The sequence below is a fragment of the Candidatus Tisiphia endosymbiont of Temnostethus pusillus genome, assembly GCF_964264675.1.
Lineage (GTDB): Bacteria > Pseudomonadota > Alphaproteobacteria > Rickettsiales > Rickettsiaceae > Tisiphia.
This window is the reverse complement of record NZ_OZ183472.1, coordinates 423974-439856: the sequence shown is the minus strand read 5'-3', so window position 1 is coordinate 439856 and position 15883 is coordinate 423974. Positions and strand designations below refer to the sequence as shown.

Sequence of the window (15883 nt, the reverse complement as noted above, 5' to 3'; positions counted from 1 at the left end):
ATAAAGATTGTGTAAGTTGAAAAAAGTAGTAAAAATAAGATTACGAAAAAACACTTACATGAGGTTAATATGAAGAAGAAAACAAAAACAATAAATCAATCTGTAGAAAAAGTAGTATCAGAACTTTTGTCACAAAGTAATCCATCAGAAATTTTTGGCAAAGATGGGATATTGCAAGAGTTAAAAAAACAACTAGTTAATAAGATTCTAGAAAAAGAGATGGAATCTTATATTGGATATGAGAAACATTCCAAGGATGAGAAAGAATCTGAAAACAGACGCAATGGTAGTTATGAAAAGACTATAATAGATGAAGATGGTAGGAATATAACAGTAGATGTTCCAAGAGATAGAGAAGGAGAATTTGAACCCCTATTAATTCCTAAGGGAGTTCGACAATTTAAAGGGTTTGATGAGAAGGTAATATCTCTGTATGCAAGAGGTATGACTACAAGGGAGATACAAGGACATTTAGAGGAAATCTATTCTACCAAAGTATCTGCAGAATTAATATCTAAAGTAACTGACGGAGTTTTGGAGGATATTATAAATTGGCAGAATCGTCCCCTTGATAGTATATATCCGATAATATATCTTGACTGCATATATGTCAAAGGAAGAGACAATCACACTATAATAAATAAAGCAGTTTATATAGCTATAGGTGTTAATATGGAAGGTAAGAAAGAGCTACTTGGTATTTGGGTTGGCAAGAATGAAGGTTCTAAATTTTGGATGCAAGTGGTAACTGAGCTAAAGAATAGGGGAATTGAAAAGATATATGTTGCTTGTGTAGATGGTCTAAAAGGCTTTCCTGAAGCTATAAATAGTGTTTTTCCTAAAACTATTGTACAATTATGTATCGTGCATATGGTTAGGAATTCTACCAAGTACGTGTCATATAAAGATTTAAAATCGGTAACAGCTGATTTAAAGAAAATTTATACAGCAATAAACGAGGCGGAAGGGATTAGAGAGCTACAAAACTTTAGTAAAAAATGGGACGAAAAATATCCAGTAATTTCTGACATGTGGCAACGTCTTTGGTCAGGTATAGCCCCGCTTTTTAGTTTTCCTGAAGGGATTAGAAAGGCAATATATACTACTAATACTATTGAATCAGCCAATCGGCAAATCAGGAAAATTATAAAAAATAAAGGGGTATTTCCAGATGATAAATCAATTCAGAAAATAATATTTTTGGCATTGACAAACGCTCAAAAGAAGTGGACAATGCCAATTAAAGATTGGTCAGTTGCCTTGAATCAATTTGCCATACTTTGTGGTACTGATGACCAAAAATGGGCAAATGTCGATCAAAGATGGACTAACTCTGACATCATACTTACACAATCTTTCTGATAGACCCGATGTAAATGGTATGGTATTGGCAAGCTGTTTTAAGTCGTCAGGATAAGTAGGAATTCCTTACGCCATTACCGCTCTCTCCACTTTCTAATTCTTCAAGTATTGTTACCACTATATAACTTTTGGTGGATATCAAATCCGGCACTACATTTTATTCTTGAATATTTAGTAATAAATTGATTAAATAATTTCACAATTGTTACATAGGAAGACTTAAGAAATTAATAATGTATGAAGGTAGAAAACTATGGATACACAACGAATTAATATTGGTCTTATTGATTGGGTCTAAATATTGGGCTTCTGCACAAGTAATAGTTACCACTAAAACTATTAGAACTATCTGCCTCATCCTTCTCATCTTTATATCCTTACGCCTGCTTCTTATCTTTGTAACAACTCTTGTGCTTCTTGTGATAAATCACCATTAATCGCAAATTTCTCCAAAGCTGCTTTTATACCTATACTGCCAGTAATCTTATCGTAAGTAACTTTGCAAGATTTACCAAAACACCCATCTAAGTAACCTTCTTGTTTAACCAACAAAATAGCTGGCACAACATTAATACCAAACTGATCAAAAGCTTCGTCATCTATTTGCATACTGCCTACTTCACCATTTTCTGATATTGACATAACTAGTTTGCTAAGTTCTTTAAAACTACTATTAGGTAATCCCTTAAATACCAATGTTCCACCATATTTTACTGCTTGCTGATGATAGGTCTTCAGTAAATTACTTGGCATCCCACTACTTACAAATATCTTAAGCACTGCTGGATTAATAAGTTCTTTGTCTATTAATTCTTTATCACTGCAATTTTGTCCTTGCTTTAAACAATGCTGCTTATCTAACTCACACAGCTTTTGTAAAATAGCTTCTCTTGTTAGTATTTGTCCTACATGTCCCAATTTTTTAGCCCAATCTTGCTGCTGATCAGTTGCCTCAATATTTTTTATGTTATTTAACAATTCACTATTAGTGTTGCTGATGTTTTGTGCTATAGTTAAGTGACTACTGTTAAATAGTAATGTAACTAAAAAGCACAGCAATTCGCCTTTCGCCATACTAAATACCCCCAATCTTGTCCGTCATACGGATATTCTTTAAATGTTGAATACATTATGTCACTTAAACCTAATGGCCAACAACCAATGCTATCTGATGTTGACTTTGGATTTACCATTTGTAGTTTATACTGGCTCTTCTTAATCTTTAATGCCTTAGACTTACGGCACAATTTACCTCCACCTGCCAACCGAGTGTTTTCATCAGTTGAGGTCTCCTCCGCAAGCCCTATTCGGTGCATCTTGGCAATTATTCGAATAGCTAATAAACTACTTGATTGCACTCCACCAACATGATCAGCATTTGCTCCACTAAATGGGTACATATTACCTAAGCAACCAGCACACCAAAACATACTATCTAGTGGCATCCTAGCTGTGCTACTTGCACAATCCAAACCACAAGCTGCTTGAGCTACAGGGTTGGCAAATAAAAAAGCTTCAGGATTTAACAGGTTCTGCAATTTTTCATCATTCCAAGTAACGTCAAACTCACTCATATAAGCCACGTCAAAGCTACTCTGCTCTAAACAAATAAAATCAGTAATAAGTTCAAGCCAATAAATTAGTGGATAAATATAATAATGAACGTGATAGAAACTATCGTGAACATGCCTGCCATCATAGCTTCTATTAAAACTACTAGTCCTTTTGCTATCAGAACCAAGAGAGATACCACCAAGGTTAGTCATACAATAAGGGGTTCTTGTAACATCAATAAGTCTTACTGGTTCCCAAAATCCTATTGCTATCCCTGGTACAGGAATGTTTGCTTTAATACATAGACAAACTGGTGATGAGGGATTTTTGGTATCTCTTTTTTTAGGCGTTACACCACTACCAATATTAATTAAGTTGCCTATGCTTATTGGCAATATGCAACTCCAACAAATATCAGTAATTGGATTGACAAAATGCCCCTGACATGTAATACTTGCAGATACTGAAAATGGCATAAAAATAGCCACTAACAGTAGGATACTTAACCGTGTCTTTGTGCCTTGAGCTGGGTCGCCAAACTTTTTGCTCAAGGCCGTATTATTGATATTTGTCAACGTTTTTACCTCTTACATTATTCACATTCCTCAAAAAGATTTAGTAATTTTACTGCAAATTTAGTAAAATGTTTGGTATTACGAGTAACTAAAACCATATCATAAACTATTGCTTGGGCAGCAATTAGGCTATCTACCTGATTTGTAGCATCAATAGCAAGTAATTCTCCCCAACATTTACATACATTATTATCTATACCAATGGTTCTAGCGGTATATTTTTTAATTAAAATATCTTGCCACCTTTCTAAACTTAATGAGGCTATTAAATCTGTTTGTCTCTTTTTAGCAATCCCTTTTTGAATTTCACCAATTGTTAAGTAACTTATATATAATGATTCTATAGGTATTTGATATAACCAAGATATTACTTGGCTATTTGGACTTTTCTTACGAAACTCTGACAATATATTAGTATCAAGTAAATATCTCATATATCAATATCTTCCCTAGCTTTACTTGGTTTTCTTTCAAATAAATCCTCTTCATCATCATTATCAACTTTTGGTATAGATAATAAAAATTCTTTAAATGACATAGGGGGTTTTATTTTATCACCCATATAATCTTCCACTGAGATAATATAGACTGCTTTATGTCTCTTCTTATCATTTATTAATTGAGGTTGCCCGTTTTCAGCGAGTTCAATAATTTCTTCAAAATGCTCCTTTGCCTCTTGTAATTGCCATTTTTGCATAAAATACCTCTAATTTTGTTTATTTATATATTATAACTGTTTTCTTACGACCACTAATCAATTTCTACTTCTTTTATTCTTAAAACTTTTCCTTCCTGCTGAATTATTGCTGGTACTTGCTTAATTTTAAATTTTGTTGTTAAAACTCCTGCTTGATCAAAATATACTTCTCTATCAAGTTCTTTCTGTAAATCAAGTGGTCTACCAGCTACTAATATCAACTTGTCTTCTGCCTTTATTACGGAGCTGCTTTTTTGCTGCTTAAACCACTCAACCTGCTCTTTATCTCTGCTATCAATAAATATCAACTTCTTGTCCAAGTTTATATAATCTAGTGGATTAACTTTTGTACCTATCTTGTGAAGTAGCTTGCCATCTGGCAAAATAATATCCTCTTTTATTATGTAGCTTGGATCATAAGTAAAATCTTGTGCTTTTTGAGTACGTTTGATATTGCTAACTGCTACCGGTTGCTCTATTCGAGTTTTAGCGATTTCTAACATCTTGCTTTTCTCCTGTTCTATATCAACTAATTTTAGTTTTCTTTCGATCATTGCTAAAAATCCTTCTTCTTTAACCTCAAAAATTGTTCCATATATGCCAAAATCCTTAGCAATAGTTATTTGTGGTAGTAGAATTACTAAAATCATTGTTAGTATTAGTTTCATTTATATTTTCTTTAAATCTTTCCCTATTTCTCTCCATTGCTCAAGCATCTCTGGTTTGCTAACGAGTAGCATTTTACTGACTAGCAACATACCATACAGAGCTTGGTCATCTTGTGGATGCAAGTAATCTAATCCTGCTTTTATTATCAGTCCACCCAGCATAATCTTTTTTCTAGCATCTTGTTTGCGTTCTAAATAATTAGTCCTTTGATTATTCATACTATACCTGTAATTATTATATGTATTCATATTGTCTCTGTTTGCTTTGTTATAAAATGGATACTGAATTTTTTCGTACATTTAATCTCTCTAATTTATTGGTTATTGTTTAATTGGTTGTTATTTGATAGTTTTTGCTGTTTCTTAATATTTGTTCCTTTTGAATCATCCCCTAAATCATCCCACTTTAGGTTACTGATTAGTTTTGCTAAATTCTCTATTACATTCTGATGTACTTGCCTGCTTATTGATATCACTCCTTCTCCTGTAATAAATTCATCAGTTGCAAATATTACTTTAGTTCTTTTATCTTTATATTTTTGAGCTTCCTCGTTTATTAGTTCTATTGCCTGATTAATGTGACCAAAAAATAAATCGTTTTCTTTTGGTTGTTGGTTTATTTTTGCTTCTTCTAATTCTTTACTTACCCTTTCTTTTTCTAACTTTAATATTTCTTTTTGTGATACATACATAATCTTGCATTGACTACCAATATCACCAAGTAACAAAAACCCAAGCCAACCAATTCCAACTCCAAGTAGGATAGACACAAGTAAAACAACAATTTGTTTCTCGCTAAATTCGTTATCACTACTTATATTTATGTTCCTATTCATCTCCATACACTTACTTATATTTTTTATTTTCTTTTTCGTATTATTACTTATCCATTTTTTCTATAGTTGGCAGAGTAGCTAGCTCACCATATTTTTTTGCCAAGGCTTTTACTGCTTCATCTTTACTAAGACCACTGCGTCTTGCTTCTAGTAAATATTGAAAATCAGCTGCTTCTGTTGAGTATAATACTTGCGAGTATGGATCTAGACTAAGACGTCCAACAACTTTTAAGCCAGTAGATATCAGCAGCATCTCAGCATATTTACTTGGTATCAAACTAATAGACTCAATTAACGGCACAATATCTTTAAAGGCTTCTGAAGTACTAAATGAGTTTAGTCCTTTCTCATCTTGCTTTAATATTACCGTCCAAGCACTATTTTCTAAAATGCTCCTACGCTCATCACTTTTTTGAAAATCAGTAAAATTTTGTACACAAATCACTAATGAACCCCCATATTTTCTAACAGTTCTACCAAAGCTTTCTAAGAACTTGGCTGAATAATCTAAAATCATCCAAGCTTCATCAACAATAAGTAAAAATTGCTTCGACCTATCACCACATAAGAACTGCATAGTTACTTGCATCAATACTACCTGTAATATTACCGCCAGTAATATTGGATCATTCTTGACCTCCTCAAACTCAAAAATGGTTAGTATTTCTTTAAATGATGCAGCTTTACCTTGCTCAAAAAATTTACCATGTACTCCTTTTTCACTATAAGGGTATAAAGTTTCAGCAAGAGCTTTTGCTGTAGTTGCTCCCTCTAATTCTTCTAATACTTTAGTAAGTTTGGTAATATCTAGCGTAGTACCATGTTTTTCTATACCCTCATTTATTGCTCGTTCAATGATAGCTTCCTTATGAGCATCCTTGCTAATACCACACATAGCACCAATAATGCTTTTGGCGTATATGATACTATCTTTAGTAACAAAATGATTGCCTATCTGTAATATCTCTATTCTTTGATCTAGATCTAGGTTTTGGTCTTGATCCTTAGCAGTAAGCATCTCAATTTGTTCTAAGGACAAACCAGTAACTGATCCTATTTCCACTAAATTACAATTTCTAGCAAGCATAGAAAGAGCCTTAGCGTGCTTTGTTCCACTACCTGCTATTTGAGCAAAAGGATTTAAAGAAATATTACTATGCTGATTAAATCTAATTGTTTCCCCACCGATTAACTCACAGATATTTTGATAACTACCACCTATATCTAAGATAAATACTGAAGCGTTTTGTGCTAGCATTGAAGTAGCTAGTTCTTGCAAAAATACTGACTTACCTGAACCAGATGGGGCCATAACAGCTACATTGTAATTACCGCTATTGATTCTTACAAATGGATTCCAATTAAATAACTCACCTCTGCGTCCTGTTAATAGAACTCCACTTTGATTTACTCCTTTCCACTCACCATGGATCGGCAACTTGGCTATCACTTCTTTAGCCTGAGCAATTTTAACTAGCTGGAAATGCTGTAAAAACTTCCAGCTAAGTGCCTGATGCATTGGTAACTGAGATAACATTGCTGGTAATTGGAGATGCTTGTTAACTTGTAATTGGAAGTCGTGTGCATTATATAGGCTAATTAAAAATTCCTCCGCTATTTCTATTTCTGACTGAGGTGCAGTAATCATTATTTGCAGTGATTCTGTCAAAAACTGCTCACCATTTTTAGCTTTAGCAATTATCTCCCGCCACTCTAAAGCTTCTTTCTTCAAGTTAGTATCATGCCTTGCATACCATTGTTCAGCAGCATGTATGCTTCTATGTCCTCTTGCTAGAATTTTTGAGCTTTGTGTTTTACTTATATTATTTGCCACTGTGTAACTAATTATTAGCCTTGCTGGTAAACTATGATCACTGGCTGAACCAAGTAAATTAATCATCTCCAGTAATGACCATTGCTCTGGTAGCATACTTGGGTAAAAACATTTAGAGACCAACTTGTTAGAATCTAGGTTAGAGGCTAGTTTATTAGATGTTAATTTGTTTGGTTTTAATCCATTATCGTTATAAATACTATCTAGATGAATTAGGCAGTCTTCTTTAACAATGGTTCTTGAAAGTGGCGTCAAGATTTGATTAGCTAAAGGATTTATTGGATCATATTTACGACTTGATCTTTCTTGCATTTGCATTTGTGCCATATCGCCTGCTACAAACATTAAATTTTGTGCATCACATATACGGGGAGATAATTTTATTGCTTGCAGCTTTTTTACTAATTTGCTTTGGAATGCTACTACTTCTTCAATAGATTTTATACTATTATTACCTTCACTTTTTTTGCTAAAAGAAACATATATCCGAAAATCTTTAGCCATCCTTCCATCTGAACTTGTAAAATCTTTAGCACATTTACTAATAAATTCTCTACGGAATTCTGTTAATTGCTGTAACATCTGATTAGGATTACTTCTAGCATTACTCCATAATTTTAGTTTTTGCTCTATATTATGACTGGCAATCAGTAAAAATTGTAAATAGCAATTTACTGGTAATTCATTATTAAAAAATAAGCTTAAGTTTTTTTCCAAATTAACATCTGTTCCAACTATCGGAGCTATTTCTAGCATGAAGCCTATTACATTATTTTCATTAAAGAAGATATTACATTTAGGATCAAAATATCGATAACTTAGATATCCTGCTAAAGATTTTGCTCCTTTAGTATTTTGTTCGATATGTTCTTGCAACAATTGTGTACTGCCGTAATTTACTTCGGCAGTACTAGCCAAACCACAAATATTACCTATATTTTGTAAGAAATTAGCTATGTTCATATGATCATCTCATTGTCTTATTTGATATATAACAAGCTGCCATCTTTAAGTACTTTCTGATTAGTTTCTTGTTGCAACTTTATTTTATGAACCTTATTAGCTTTAATGTCAGGTTTGTCCAAGTGTCTAGCATAGCAATTTCTTCCTTGACACTTTGCCCTTTCCTTTAGTTCTACTTCGACAATTTCTCCGCTATTAATTTTTTGATCAACTATGCTCAAAGGCACACAATTAAAACCACTTGCGTCTTTACAACTAAACGATGAACCATATCCACCACAGGCAGATAAACTAAATAATGTAATAATCAGTAAAATCTTTGATATTCCTTGCATTACTGTTCTCCGTATTGTTTATTTGTTGGTTTTTTGGTTCTTTCCTTGGCTATCTTTTTATGGGTGGTTAATTCTCCGACAAAAAAGCCTTTCATGAAGACAACATCTACCTTTACTCCACTAGGTATAGTAAGAACAGGCGACATGTTCTCTGCCATTCTTAAGTAATAGTCAGCTATTTTCTCAGCAGCATTCGATGTTCCTGATAAAATACCATCTGTTACCATATCCTTAAAACCTTTCTTTTGGCTAGCAATTGTTCCAAGGCTAGTGATAGTCATACTATCTAGACCTTTACTACTTTGGCTAAGCCCGCTAATAACTCCACCTATTAAGGCATTTTTTATATGCTTACTGCTCGTAGCTACTACTTTCCCCTTAATGCCATTCATACCATCTGGGCCATGCACTATTCCAGCTATGTTACTGGTAGTTACTAACTCTGTGATTGGATCAATACAAACCATTTTCTCCAAGCGGATAATTACTCTTTCGCTGGATAAGTCACCATAACTACTACCTAAAATACGGCAGGTAGTAATATCAAGATTAAAGTTCTTGGGTAAGTTGCCTCTTTCTGTTAGTCTAATTACTATTGGAGCAGCATGTTCATCTGGGCTATTTAATGCAGTAGATACTGCAAGACCACCAAGTAAATAGCCACTAACATAAGAAGTTTCAGGGATATAAATCTTAGTATCTTTTGGTTTATCAAATTCTATTTCACCATTTAAGTCTATAACACCAATATTTACATCACTGCCAAAATCCTTACCTTTTGTATTTTGCTCTGCTTCTTGGTGAATTTGACGCATTCTTTTTAATTCTTCTGTGCTACTGATCAGCTCATTTTTAGCAAAATTTAGTTGAATCTGCATTTTAGTTAATTCTAATTTTATCTCTTCTTGTAGCTTTTGTTCTTTTTCTCTAAAGTTTGTTTCTGCTAACTGTAAGCGTTCATCAAATTTACGCCTATTGTCGTTTAATAAATCTTCAAAGTGGTTGTGCCACATTTTCTCCGGGTCTAACGCTTCACTTGCTACTTCTAATTTAGGCTTAGTATTATCATTAATAACTGCTTTGTGCTTAATTTTTCCTTGCATTATGTTGATTAGAACAAGTACTGTAATGATGCTACCACCCAAAAGCAGTAACAAGAAATTATACTGTTTACGTCTAATCTCCTTATTATTAGTTGCATCTAACGACTGTTTTTGACTGTCAGCTATAAATGAACTATCCACTGGAGCTTCATTTGAAACTTTAAGCTGTATACTCTTTCCTAATAAAAAAAAGAGTCTTTCTTTAAGCTTTGCAAATATTGTCATGTCAGTCCCTATCTTGCTCCTTTGCTACTATCCAAACAAATCCTTTATCTTTAGGAAGAAGTATGGTTTTGTCGATAGTGGTAGCTAAACAAAAATCAAATAGATTACTAAAATCTACTTCTTTAAGATGAACTAAGCCTTGAGCTTTCCTGTTGATTACTACTAGTCTTGCTCCAATAAGCTTACCAAAACGGTAAATCCTATCTTGCTCTATGGAAAGTCCTATATTACGTAAGCGGTCAATTTTTCTTTTTACATGAGTAACGTAATATTTACCTTCCTTGTCAGCAATCATGTTCCTTATCATTCCAGCAATTTCTTGCTCTTGGATGGTTACTGACCATTTATTGTTAACAGCTGAATTATTTAGGAAACCATTGGATGACTTATTATAAAAATTATCCATGGAAATTTTAATAATTTGCCCTTCCATATCTTCCACTTCAAGTATTAAATCAGCAACATTCCCCGAAAAGTTGACTAAGGCTAGCTCCAAAGTCTGAGCAGCTGGAACTTTTGGTAGTAAAAATATGTTTTGTGCCTTGCTATCCGCTATTATTTTATACTTGCTTTCATCACCAATAATTTGTGCTATGCCTATTTTGCCAAATGCTATTCTATTAACGTTACTTGCACTTATTTTAGCCTTGATTTTATTGCCAGCTATATATTCAAATTCTTGTGCTGCAAGTGCTGCATTACTCATTAGTATCATGGCAATTATTAGTATTATTTTGATCATTATTTATTCTCTTATTTTTCTTATCCTTTATTTTTTATCTTTATCATTTTCTTTGTTATATTGTGCCGTTTCTTGACCTTCTTTGATTCTTACAAATTCTTTAAGTCTTAGCTGTCTACCTGCCCATTCATAAGATAATTGATAAGAAGCAGGACTAACCTCAAAGCCCTTATCGCCAAACCTTGAGGTTAGCATGCCAGCAGCTATTACCTGCAAATTCTTACTATCAACTTCCAAGCTTTTGATAGAAAAATAGGTTGATAAAGCAAATTTTTTGTACTTCTCTTTGCTATCTGCAAAATAATTTTGAATATTTTTCATATAGGTAGCATCACTTTGCGAAATATATTTAAATATGATACCTGCTTTGTAGTCTATTATTTCTGAATTTAAATCTAGTAACAATGGTAGGTACATTAAACTTGTTTCTTCCAAATATCCTTTGGAGACTCCATTATTACTAATCCATACTTCTTGGCTAAGACTTGGCATCAATATTACTTTCTCATTGTTTGTCAATAATTTAACTGATAGTCCTAAAACAGTCAGGCAAAGCAGCAACGTCAGTATTAAAAACAAGTTTCGCTGTCTTGCTACTTGTTCGATGTTACCTATTGCTATTATCTTCTCCATTTTTATCTCTGCTCATTCATATCTATTTACATTTAAGTTAGTATTACTACATAAGCAGCCTTACATGAGACTTTGGTAAATTAGCTGATATAATCAGCCTAGTTAGTGGTAGATGCCAATAGAACCAACGCTGGATTATTCCAAGCCACCATTGATGCATAAACCAACCACCTATAGCAAAACCAATAGCACCACCAGCAAAAGACCATAGCACGCCTTTAAAACATAAAATGATTAACCCAAAGCTAATGCCCCCTACTATTGAACCAATAGATATGTTCCAAAATCTAACGTGTTTGTTTAAACAATTATTAAATCGTACTCTTTCCATAATTGAATCTCACAAGTAAAAAACCAATATTGTTACAATTTACACTTGATTTAAGTCATAGCAGAAAGTATGCCCATACAAACGGCACTGCTACCTATAAAAACTGTACCGCCACGAAATACCCGAACGCGACCATCACCTTCAGACATAATGGCTGTGGTAATACCACCAATACCAGCACCATAAACCCAGTAATCCGCGGCAAATTTTACCAGTGGTTCAGTTACACCTTTACCAAATTTACCTAAATCTACTGCTAAACTTTCTGATGTAATAAGGGTAAGTAAAATGCCAATTATTCCATAACTAAGATATAAAAAACTCTTACTCCAGTTATCATCTAGACAATTCTGTTTGCTAGTTATTTCCTTACTTGTGGCTGGTATTTTCTTTGAATCCACCATAATCTTCCTCTTTTGTTAACTATCTACTAGTGTTTTTTTTCTTGGTACTTTCCCCGTTGTAGAGGCATAACTAAACTTAAGAGGATAAATTACGTGATTCTCTTTAAAATAAATAGGTGTCATTATCACCCATATTTTTGAAGACTACACAGTTAGAAAACAATACTCTTCAACTGCCAAGCATTGGTGTTTGATGTTGTCGTATTTTTTAAGATAATATTTTTCCTAGTGTCTCTATTCTACCGCTGATCTATTAAATTTCGCAAAAAAATACCCTAGGCAAGAACTTTCTCTAGACTCTGTCAATTAGTGGGATTAAATGTGGTGTGGATACTATGCAGGGTGGTGTCAAACAGTCTGCTACTTTCTAAAACTAACCTCAGTGTCCATTTTTATAGATAAAAAATAGGGGGTAATTACAATGGAGACCGATATTAAAGATCAACAACAAAACTGCTCAACAAATGAAGAAAATGATAGAATCTTACCAAAAAAACTAATTAATCCAACCGACTTAGCAAAACAAATATGGCAAGATGTTTGGAGTGTTAGTGGTGCAACCCCTGAGAATTGCTTATACACATTTGTTGAATTATTTATATTCAAATATCTAAGTGATTTAAAAATATTGCAAGGTACTTATAATTTTTATACTTTACTGCGGATGTATGAAGAAGGCAATGAACCTAACAGAGTTTTACAACATTACGCAAATATTATCAGACCACAAATAAAAGAGCTGTTTCCTGAAAATGCCCTAGACAAGACCACCCTAATAAATGGTAGCATATTTATCAGTAAAGAACAAAAAGCTGTAGATGGTTACGGAACAGTCTTTAAAAAAGTTTTACAAAAATTTAGAGATTATGGAAAACTTGAGCATGTTGACCATGATTTTAAAAGTAAGCTTTTTGAAAGTTTTTTGAAAGAAAGTATCAGTAAGAAGAATTGAGGGCAGTTTTTTACTCCAATTAAAGTTGTTCGTGCTATTAACGAAATGGCAAAAGGTGAACTAAAAGATGGGTTGACTATTTATGATCCAGCATGCGGAGTAGGTAAATTTCCATTAGAATTTATAAAAGACAATCTTGATACGCTTTTTAAAGTTGAAAACAATAGAATAGTACAAAAAGTTAAAATAGTTGGCTTTGATAAAGGTTTTGATAAAGATGAACAAAAAACCATCATTTTAGCAAAAGCCAATATGCTTATTTATTTTTGTGAACTGATAAAAGATAATATTGGACTAACTAGAGAATTTGCCAAAATATTTAATGAGAGTTTTCTTTTAAAAACAAACTCAATACTCGGTACTCTTTCCGATGTTGCAGAAGAGAAATATGACTTAATTTTAACAAACCCTCCTTATGTTACTAGTGGAAGTAGTAACATAAAAGAAGAGATAGCTAAAAATATTACGTTAAAGAATTATTACAAGATAAATGCCATGGGTATTGAGGGACTTTTCATGGAATGGATTATAAAAGCTTTAAAAAAAGGTGGCAAGGCTTTTATAGTCATTCCTGACGGCATTTTTAATAGACAGAATGATAAAAAACTAAGGCAATATATTTTGGATAGTTGCTATATTGATGCAATTATTTCTTTGCCATTAAAGACATTTTTTACAACACAAAAAAAGACCTATATTTTAGCAATTACAAAAAAATTCAATATTTCTGATATTCAGATTAATCCTGTGTTTACTTATTTAGTTAGTGAAATTGGTGAAAGCAGAGATGTAAATAGATTTGATATTGAGCAAGATGACTTAAAAGAAACTGCTAATTTATATAATGCTTTTAAGGGTAATAAGAAGTATTTTGCAAATCTTAATCTTGATAAAAGATGTAAGGTACAAGAGATTGAAAAGTTTAAGACTGATATAAACTGGTGTATTGAAAGATTTTTTTCAGAAGAGGAAAAAATTGAGTTAGGTATTATAGAAAAAAAAATACGATTACATTCCAAGAATTTTCTGATTTATTGAAAGAAATATCAAATATTATGGATGAATATTCAAACATAATCAAAAATTTGGCTGATATATGATTTATACAACTTATAAAATATCCGATATTTTTGATATAATTGGCGAAACTAATATTACAAATGAATATATTAATAAACACAAAGGGGAATATCCAGTTTATTCTGGACAAACTAAAGATGATGGAATTTTTGGATATATTGATTCATATAAGTACTATGAAAAAATGATAACTTGGACAACTTATGGAAGTGCTGGCAGATTATTTTTGAGAGATGGAAAATATAATATAGGTAGAAATTGTTGTGGTTTAAGACTTAAAAAAGATTTTATAAACATCATAAATCTAGAATATGTTATGATTTTATTAGAAAATAAATTTTTAAACAAAAAAAAAGACTCTGCTGGATTTGGTATCCTACCTCAGCATCCGTAATGGAAGTCAATAAGAAAATAATAACTTAACATAAATTTTCATTGCAAGAAGAATTATTTTGAGTCTGTCATAAAAATTACGTAAACGCTTATTACATCGTAAGGCAGCTACTGCAGCCATATAAAGAACTCTTCGAAGATTACCTCTACCGGCAAAGATACTTCTTCTACCTTTATAACTACCGCTTTCTCTAGCAAAAGGAGCAAGACCTACTAAAGCAGTTAAGTTTCTAAAAGTAATATTACCAAGTTCTGGTGCTTCACATATTACAGTGCTAGCAAGAGTAATGCCAACTGCTGGAATAGAAGTAAGCCGATCAATTTTATCTTTGATTTCTTGAGCTTGGGGTCTATCAGAAAGATTGTGTAAGTATGATGTCAGAGTTAGTCCATCTTTGATCGACATTTGCCCATTTTTGGTCATCAGTACCACAAAGTATGGCAAATTGATTCAAGGCAACTGACCAATCTTTAATTGGCATTGTCCACTTCTTTTGAGCGTTTGTCAATGCCAAAAATATTATTTTCTGAATTGATTTATCATCTGGAAATACCCCTTTATTTTTTATAATTTTCCTGATTTGCCGATTGGCTGATTCAATAGTATTAGTAGTATATATTGCCTTTCTAATCCCTTCAGGGAAGCTAAAAAGCGGGGCTATACCTGACCAAAGACGTTGCCACATGTCAGAAATTACTGGATATTTTTCGTCCCATTTTTTACTAAAGTTTTGTAGCTCTCTAATCCCTTCCGCCTCGTTTATTGCTGTATAAATTTTCTTTAAATCAGCTGTTACCGATTTTAAATCTTTATATGACACGTACTTGGTAGAATTCCTAACCATATGCACGATACATAATTGTACAATAGTTTTAGGAAAAACACTATTTATAGCTTCAGGAAAGCCTTTTAGACCATCTACACAAGCAACATATATCTTTTCAATTCCCCTATTCTTTAGCTCAGTTACCACTTGCATCCAAAATTTAGAACCTTCATTCTTGCCAACCCAAATACCAAGTAGCTCTTTCTTACCTTCCATATTAACACCTATAGGATATTGACAAATCTTCTAAGCAAAACTCCAATAGTGATTCTGATCTAAATAATTTATAGCAATTACTTTCCTATAGTGAACTACCAAACGGCTAAAAAAACACTTTCTAGTTCACATTTTACGATTTTTTTCACATTA

20 protein-coding genes are annotated in these 15883 nt (G+C 32.7%); 4 read left to right on the top strand and 16 right to left on the bottom strand.

The genetic code is table 11. The features are described 5' to 3' along the window. Positions 1-69: 69 nt before the first annotated feature. Positions 70-1362: an IS256 family transposase gene (locus ACFEL2_RS02230; RefSeq protein WP_375331621.1), complete on the top strand. Its 1293-nt coding sequence runs from the start codon at positions 70-72 to the stop codon at positions 1360-1362. 390 nt (positions 1363-1752) lie between these two features. Here the strand turns inward: ACFEL2_RS02230 and trbC are convergent, their stop codons facing one another. The 14 genes from trbC to ACFEL2_RS02160 form a co-directional block, all read right to left on the bottom strand. Continuing rightward, on the bottom strand, positions 1753-2436 hold the full coding sequence (gene trbC, locus ACFEL2_RS02225) for a type-F conjugative transfer system pilin assembly protein TrbC (RefSeq protein WP_341751210.1): 684 nt from the start codon (positions 2434-2436) through the stop codon (positions 1753-1755). Next, positions 2406-3491, bottom strand: coding sequence for a conjugal transfer pilus assembly protein TraU (traU, locus tag ACFEL2_RS02220; protein WP_375331696.1), 1086 nt, complete (start codon positions 3489-3491; stop codon positions 2406-2408). Before traU ends, trbC begins: the two co-directional genes overlap by 31 nt. A gap of 17 nt (positions 3492-3508) precedes the next feature. Next, a complete protein-coding gene (locus ACFEL2_RS02215) occupies positions 3509-3925 on the bottom strand; it encodes a type II toxin-antitoxin system VapC family toxin (RefSeq protein WP_341751212.1) in 417 nt (138 codons plus the stop codon). Next, entirely contained in the window at positions 3922-4188 is a 267-nt protein-coding gene (locus tag ACFEL2_RS02210) for a type II toxin-antitoxin system prevent-host-death family antitoxin (RefSeq protein WP_341751213.1), read from the bottom strand. The genes ACFEL2_RS02215 and ACFEL2_RS02210 overlap by 4 nt, the downstream gene beginning before the upstream one ends. 53 nt (positions 4189-4241) lie before the next feature. After that, positions 4242-4856: a type-F conjugative transfer system protein TraW gene (gene traW / locus ACFEL2_RS02205; RefSeq protein WP_341751214.1), complete on the bottom strand. Its 615-nt coding sequence runs from the start codon at positions 4854-4856 to the stop codon at positions 4242-4244. After that, the gene (locus ACFEL2_RS02200) at positions 4857-5075 is read right to left on the bottom strand and encodes a conjugal transfer protein TraD (protein WP_375331697.1); all 219 of its coding nucleotides are present in this window, start codon (positions 5073-5075) and stop codon (positions 4857-4859) included. It abuts the gene before it with no gap. Between the two features lie 95 nt (positions 5076-5170). Then, positions 5171-5698, bottom strand: coding sequence for a hypothetical protein (locus ACFEL2_RS02195; RefSeq protein ID WP_375331698.1), 528 nt, complete (start codon positions 5696-5698; stop codon positions 5171-5173). 37 nt (positions 5699-5735) lie between these two features. After that, a complete protein-coding gene (locus ACFEL2_RS02190) occupies positions 5736-8489 on the bottom strand; it encodes a TraC family protein (protein WP_375331699.1) in 2754 nt (917 codons plus the stop codon). A 17-nt stretch (positions 8490-8506) separates the two neighbouring features. Beyond that, positions 8507-8824, bottom strand: coding sequence for a hypothetical protein (locus ACFEL2_RS02185; RefSeq protein ID WP_341751218.1), 318 nt, complete (start codon positions 8822-8824; stop codon positions 8507-8509). Next, positions 8824-10152, bottom strand: coding sequence for a TraB/VirB10 family protein (locus ACFEL2_RS02180; RefSeq protein WP_341751219.1), 1329 nt, complete (start codon positions 10150-10152; stop codon positions 8824-8826). Before ACFEL2_RS02180 ends, ACFEL2_RS02185 begins: the two co-directional genes overlap by 1 nt. A 1-nt stretch (position 10153) precedes the next feature. Continuing rightward, positions 10154-10894: a type-F conjugative transfer system secretin TraK gene (locus tag ACFEL2_RS02175; protein ID WP_341751220.1), complete on the bottom strand. Its 741-nt coding sequence runs from the start codon at positions 10892-10894 to the stop codon at positions 10154-10156. 27 nt (positions 10895-10921) lie between these two features. Next, positions 10922-11527, bottom strand: coding sequence for a TraE/TraK family type IV conjugative transfer system protein (locus tag ACFEL2_RS02170; protein ID WP_341751221.1), 606 nt, complete (start codon positions 11525-11527; stop codon positions 10922-10924). A gap of 46 nt (positions 11528-11573) precedes the next feature. After that, positions 11574-11858: a hypothetical protein gene (locus ACFEL2_RS02165; protein ID WP_341751222.1), complete on the bottom strand. Its 285-nt coding sequence runs from the start codon at positions 11856-11858 to the stop codon at positions 11574-11576. A gap of 50 nt (positions 11859-11908) precedes the next feature. Further along, complete coding sequence (locus ACFEL2_RS02160; protein ID WP_375331700.1) at positions 11909-12262, bottom strand: hypothetical protein; 354 nt, start codon at positions 12260-12262, stop codon at positions 11909-11911. Between the two features lie 421 nt (positions 12263-12683). Between ACFEL2_RS02160 and ACFEL2_RS02155 the strand changes: the two genes are divergently transcribed. The 3 genes from ACFEL2_RS02155 to ACFEL2_RS02145 are packed head-to-tail and all read left to right on the top strand — an operon-like array spanning position 12684 to position 14688. Next, complete coding sequence (locus ACFEL2_RS02155) at positions 12684-13214, top strand: hypothetical protein (RefSeq protein ID WP_341751224.1); 531 nt, start codon at positions 12684-12686, stop codon at positions 13212-13214. A 45-nt stretch (positions 13215-13259) separates the two neighbouring features. Next, entirely contained in the window at positions 13260-14252 is a 993-nt protein-coding gene (locus tag ACFEL2_RS02150) for a class I SAM-dependent DNA methyltransferase (RefSeq protein ID WP_341751225.1), read from the top strand. 58 nt (positions 14253-14310) lie between these two features. After that, on the top strand, positions 14311-14688 hold the full coding sequence (locus ACFEL2_RS02145) for a restriction endonuclease subunit S (protein ID WP_341751226.1): 378 nt from the start codon (positions 14311-14313) through the stop codon (positions 14686-14688). A gap of 6 nt (positions 14689-14694) precedes the next feature. On the opposite strand, the gene ACFEL2_RS02140 is transcribed toward ACFEL2_RS02145, so the two are convergent. Both ACFEL2_RS02140 and ACFEL2_RS02135 read right to left on the bottom strand, forming a co-directional pair. After that, positions 14695-15093, bottom strand: a complete 399-nt coding sequence (locus tag ACFEL2_RS02140; RefSeq protein WP_375332135.1) for a transposase — start codon at positions 15091-15093, stop codon at positions 14695-14697. Continuing rightward, complete coding sequence (locus tag ACFEL2_RS02135) at positions 15041-15742, bottom strand: IS256 family transposase (protein WP_375332360.1); 702 nt, start codon at positions 15740-15742, stop codon at positions 15041-15043. Before ACFEL2_RS02135 ends, ACFEL2_RS02140 begins: the two co-directional genes overlap by 53 nt. Between the last annotated feature and the right edge of the window lie 141 nt (positions 15743-15883).

Bases quoted from the DNA above. Each gene is read 5' to 3' on its own strand.
- ACFEL2_RS02230 (WP_375331621.1), top strand. From the start codon at position 70: ATGAAGAAGAAAACAAAAACAATAAATCAATCTGTAGAAAAAGTAGTA.
- trbC (WP_341751210.1), bottom strand. From the start codon at position 2,436: ATGGCGAAAGGCGAATTGCTGTGCTTTTTAGTTACATTACTATTTAAC.
- ACFEL2_RS02215 (WP_341751212.1), bottom strand. From the start codon at position 3,925: ATGAGATATTTACTTGATACTAATATATTGTCAGAGTTTCGTAAGAAA.
- ACFEL2_RS02210 (WP_341751213.1), bottom strand. From the start codon at position 4,188: ATGCAAAAATGGCAATTACAAGAGGCAAAGGAGCATTTTGAAGAAATT.
- traW (WP_341751214.1), bottom strand. From the start codon at position 4,856: ATGAAACTAATACTAACAATGATTTTAGTAATTCTACTACCACAAATA.
- ACFEL2_RS02200 (WP_375331697.1), bottom strand. From the start codon at position 5,075: ATGAATAATCAAAGGACTAATTATTTAGAACGCAAACAAGATGCTAGA.
- ACFEL2_RS02195 (WP_375331698.1), bottom strand. From the start codon at position 5,698: ATGGAGATGAATAGGAACATAAATATAAGTAGTGATAACGAATTTAGC.
- ACFEL2_RS02190 (WP_375331699.1), bottom strand. From the start codon at position 8,489: ATGAACATAGCTAATTTCTTACAAAATATAGGTAATATTTGTGGTTTG.
- ACFEL2_RS02185 (WP_341751218.1), bottom strand. From the start codon at position 8,824: ATGCAAGGAATATCAAAGATTTTACTGATTATTACATTATTTAGTTTA.
- ACFEL2_RS02180 (WP_341751219.1), bottom strand. From the start codon at position 10,152: ATGACAATATTTGCAAAGCTTAAAGAAAGACTCTTTTTTTTATTAGGA.
- ACFEL2_RS02175 (WP_341751220.1), bottom strand. From the start codon at position 10,894: ATGATCAAAATAATACTAATAATTGCCATGATACTAATGAGTAATGCA.
- ACFEL2_RS02170 (WP_341751221.1), bottom strand. From the start codon at position 11,527: ATGGAGAAGATAATAGCAATAGGTAACATCGAACAAGTAGCAAGACAG.
- ACFEL2_RS02165 (WP_341751222.1), bottom strand. From the start codon at position 11,858: ATGGAAAGAGTACGATTTAATAATTGTTTAAACAAACACGTTAGATTT.
- ACFEL2_RS02160 (WP_375331700.1), bottom strand. From the start codon at position 12,262: ATGGTGGATTCAAAGAAAATACCAGCCACAAGTAAGGAAATAACTAGC.
- ACFEL2_RS02155 (WP_341751224.1), top strand. From the start codon at position 12,684: ATGGAGACCGATATTAAAGATCAACAACAAAACTGCTCAACAAATGAA.
- ACFEL2_RS02150 (WP_341751225.1), top strand. From the start codon at position 13,260: ATGGCAAAAGGTGAACTAAAAGATGGGTTGACTATTTATGATCCAGCA.
- ACFEL2_RS02145 (WP_341751226.1), top strand. From the start codon at position 14,311: ATGATTTATACAACTTATAAAATATCCGATATTTTTGATATAATTGGC.
- ACFEL2_RS02140 (WP_375332135.1), bottom strand. From the start codon at position 15,093: ATGTCGATCAAAGATGGACTAACTCTGACATCATACTTACACAATCTT.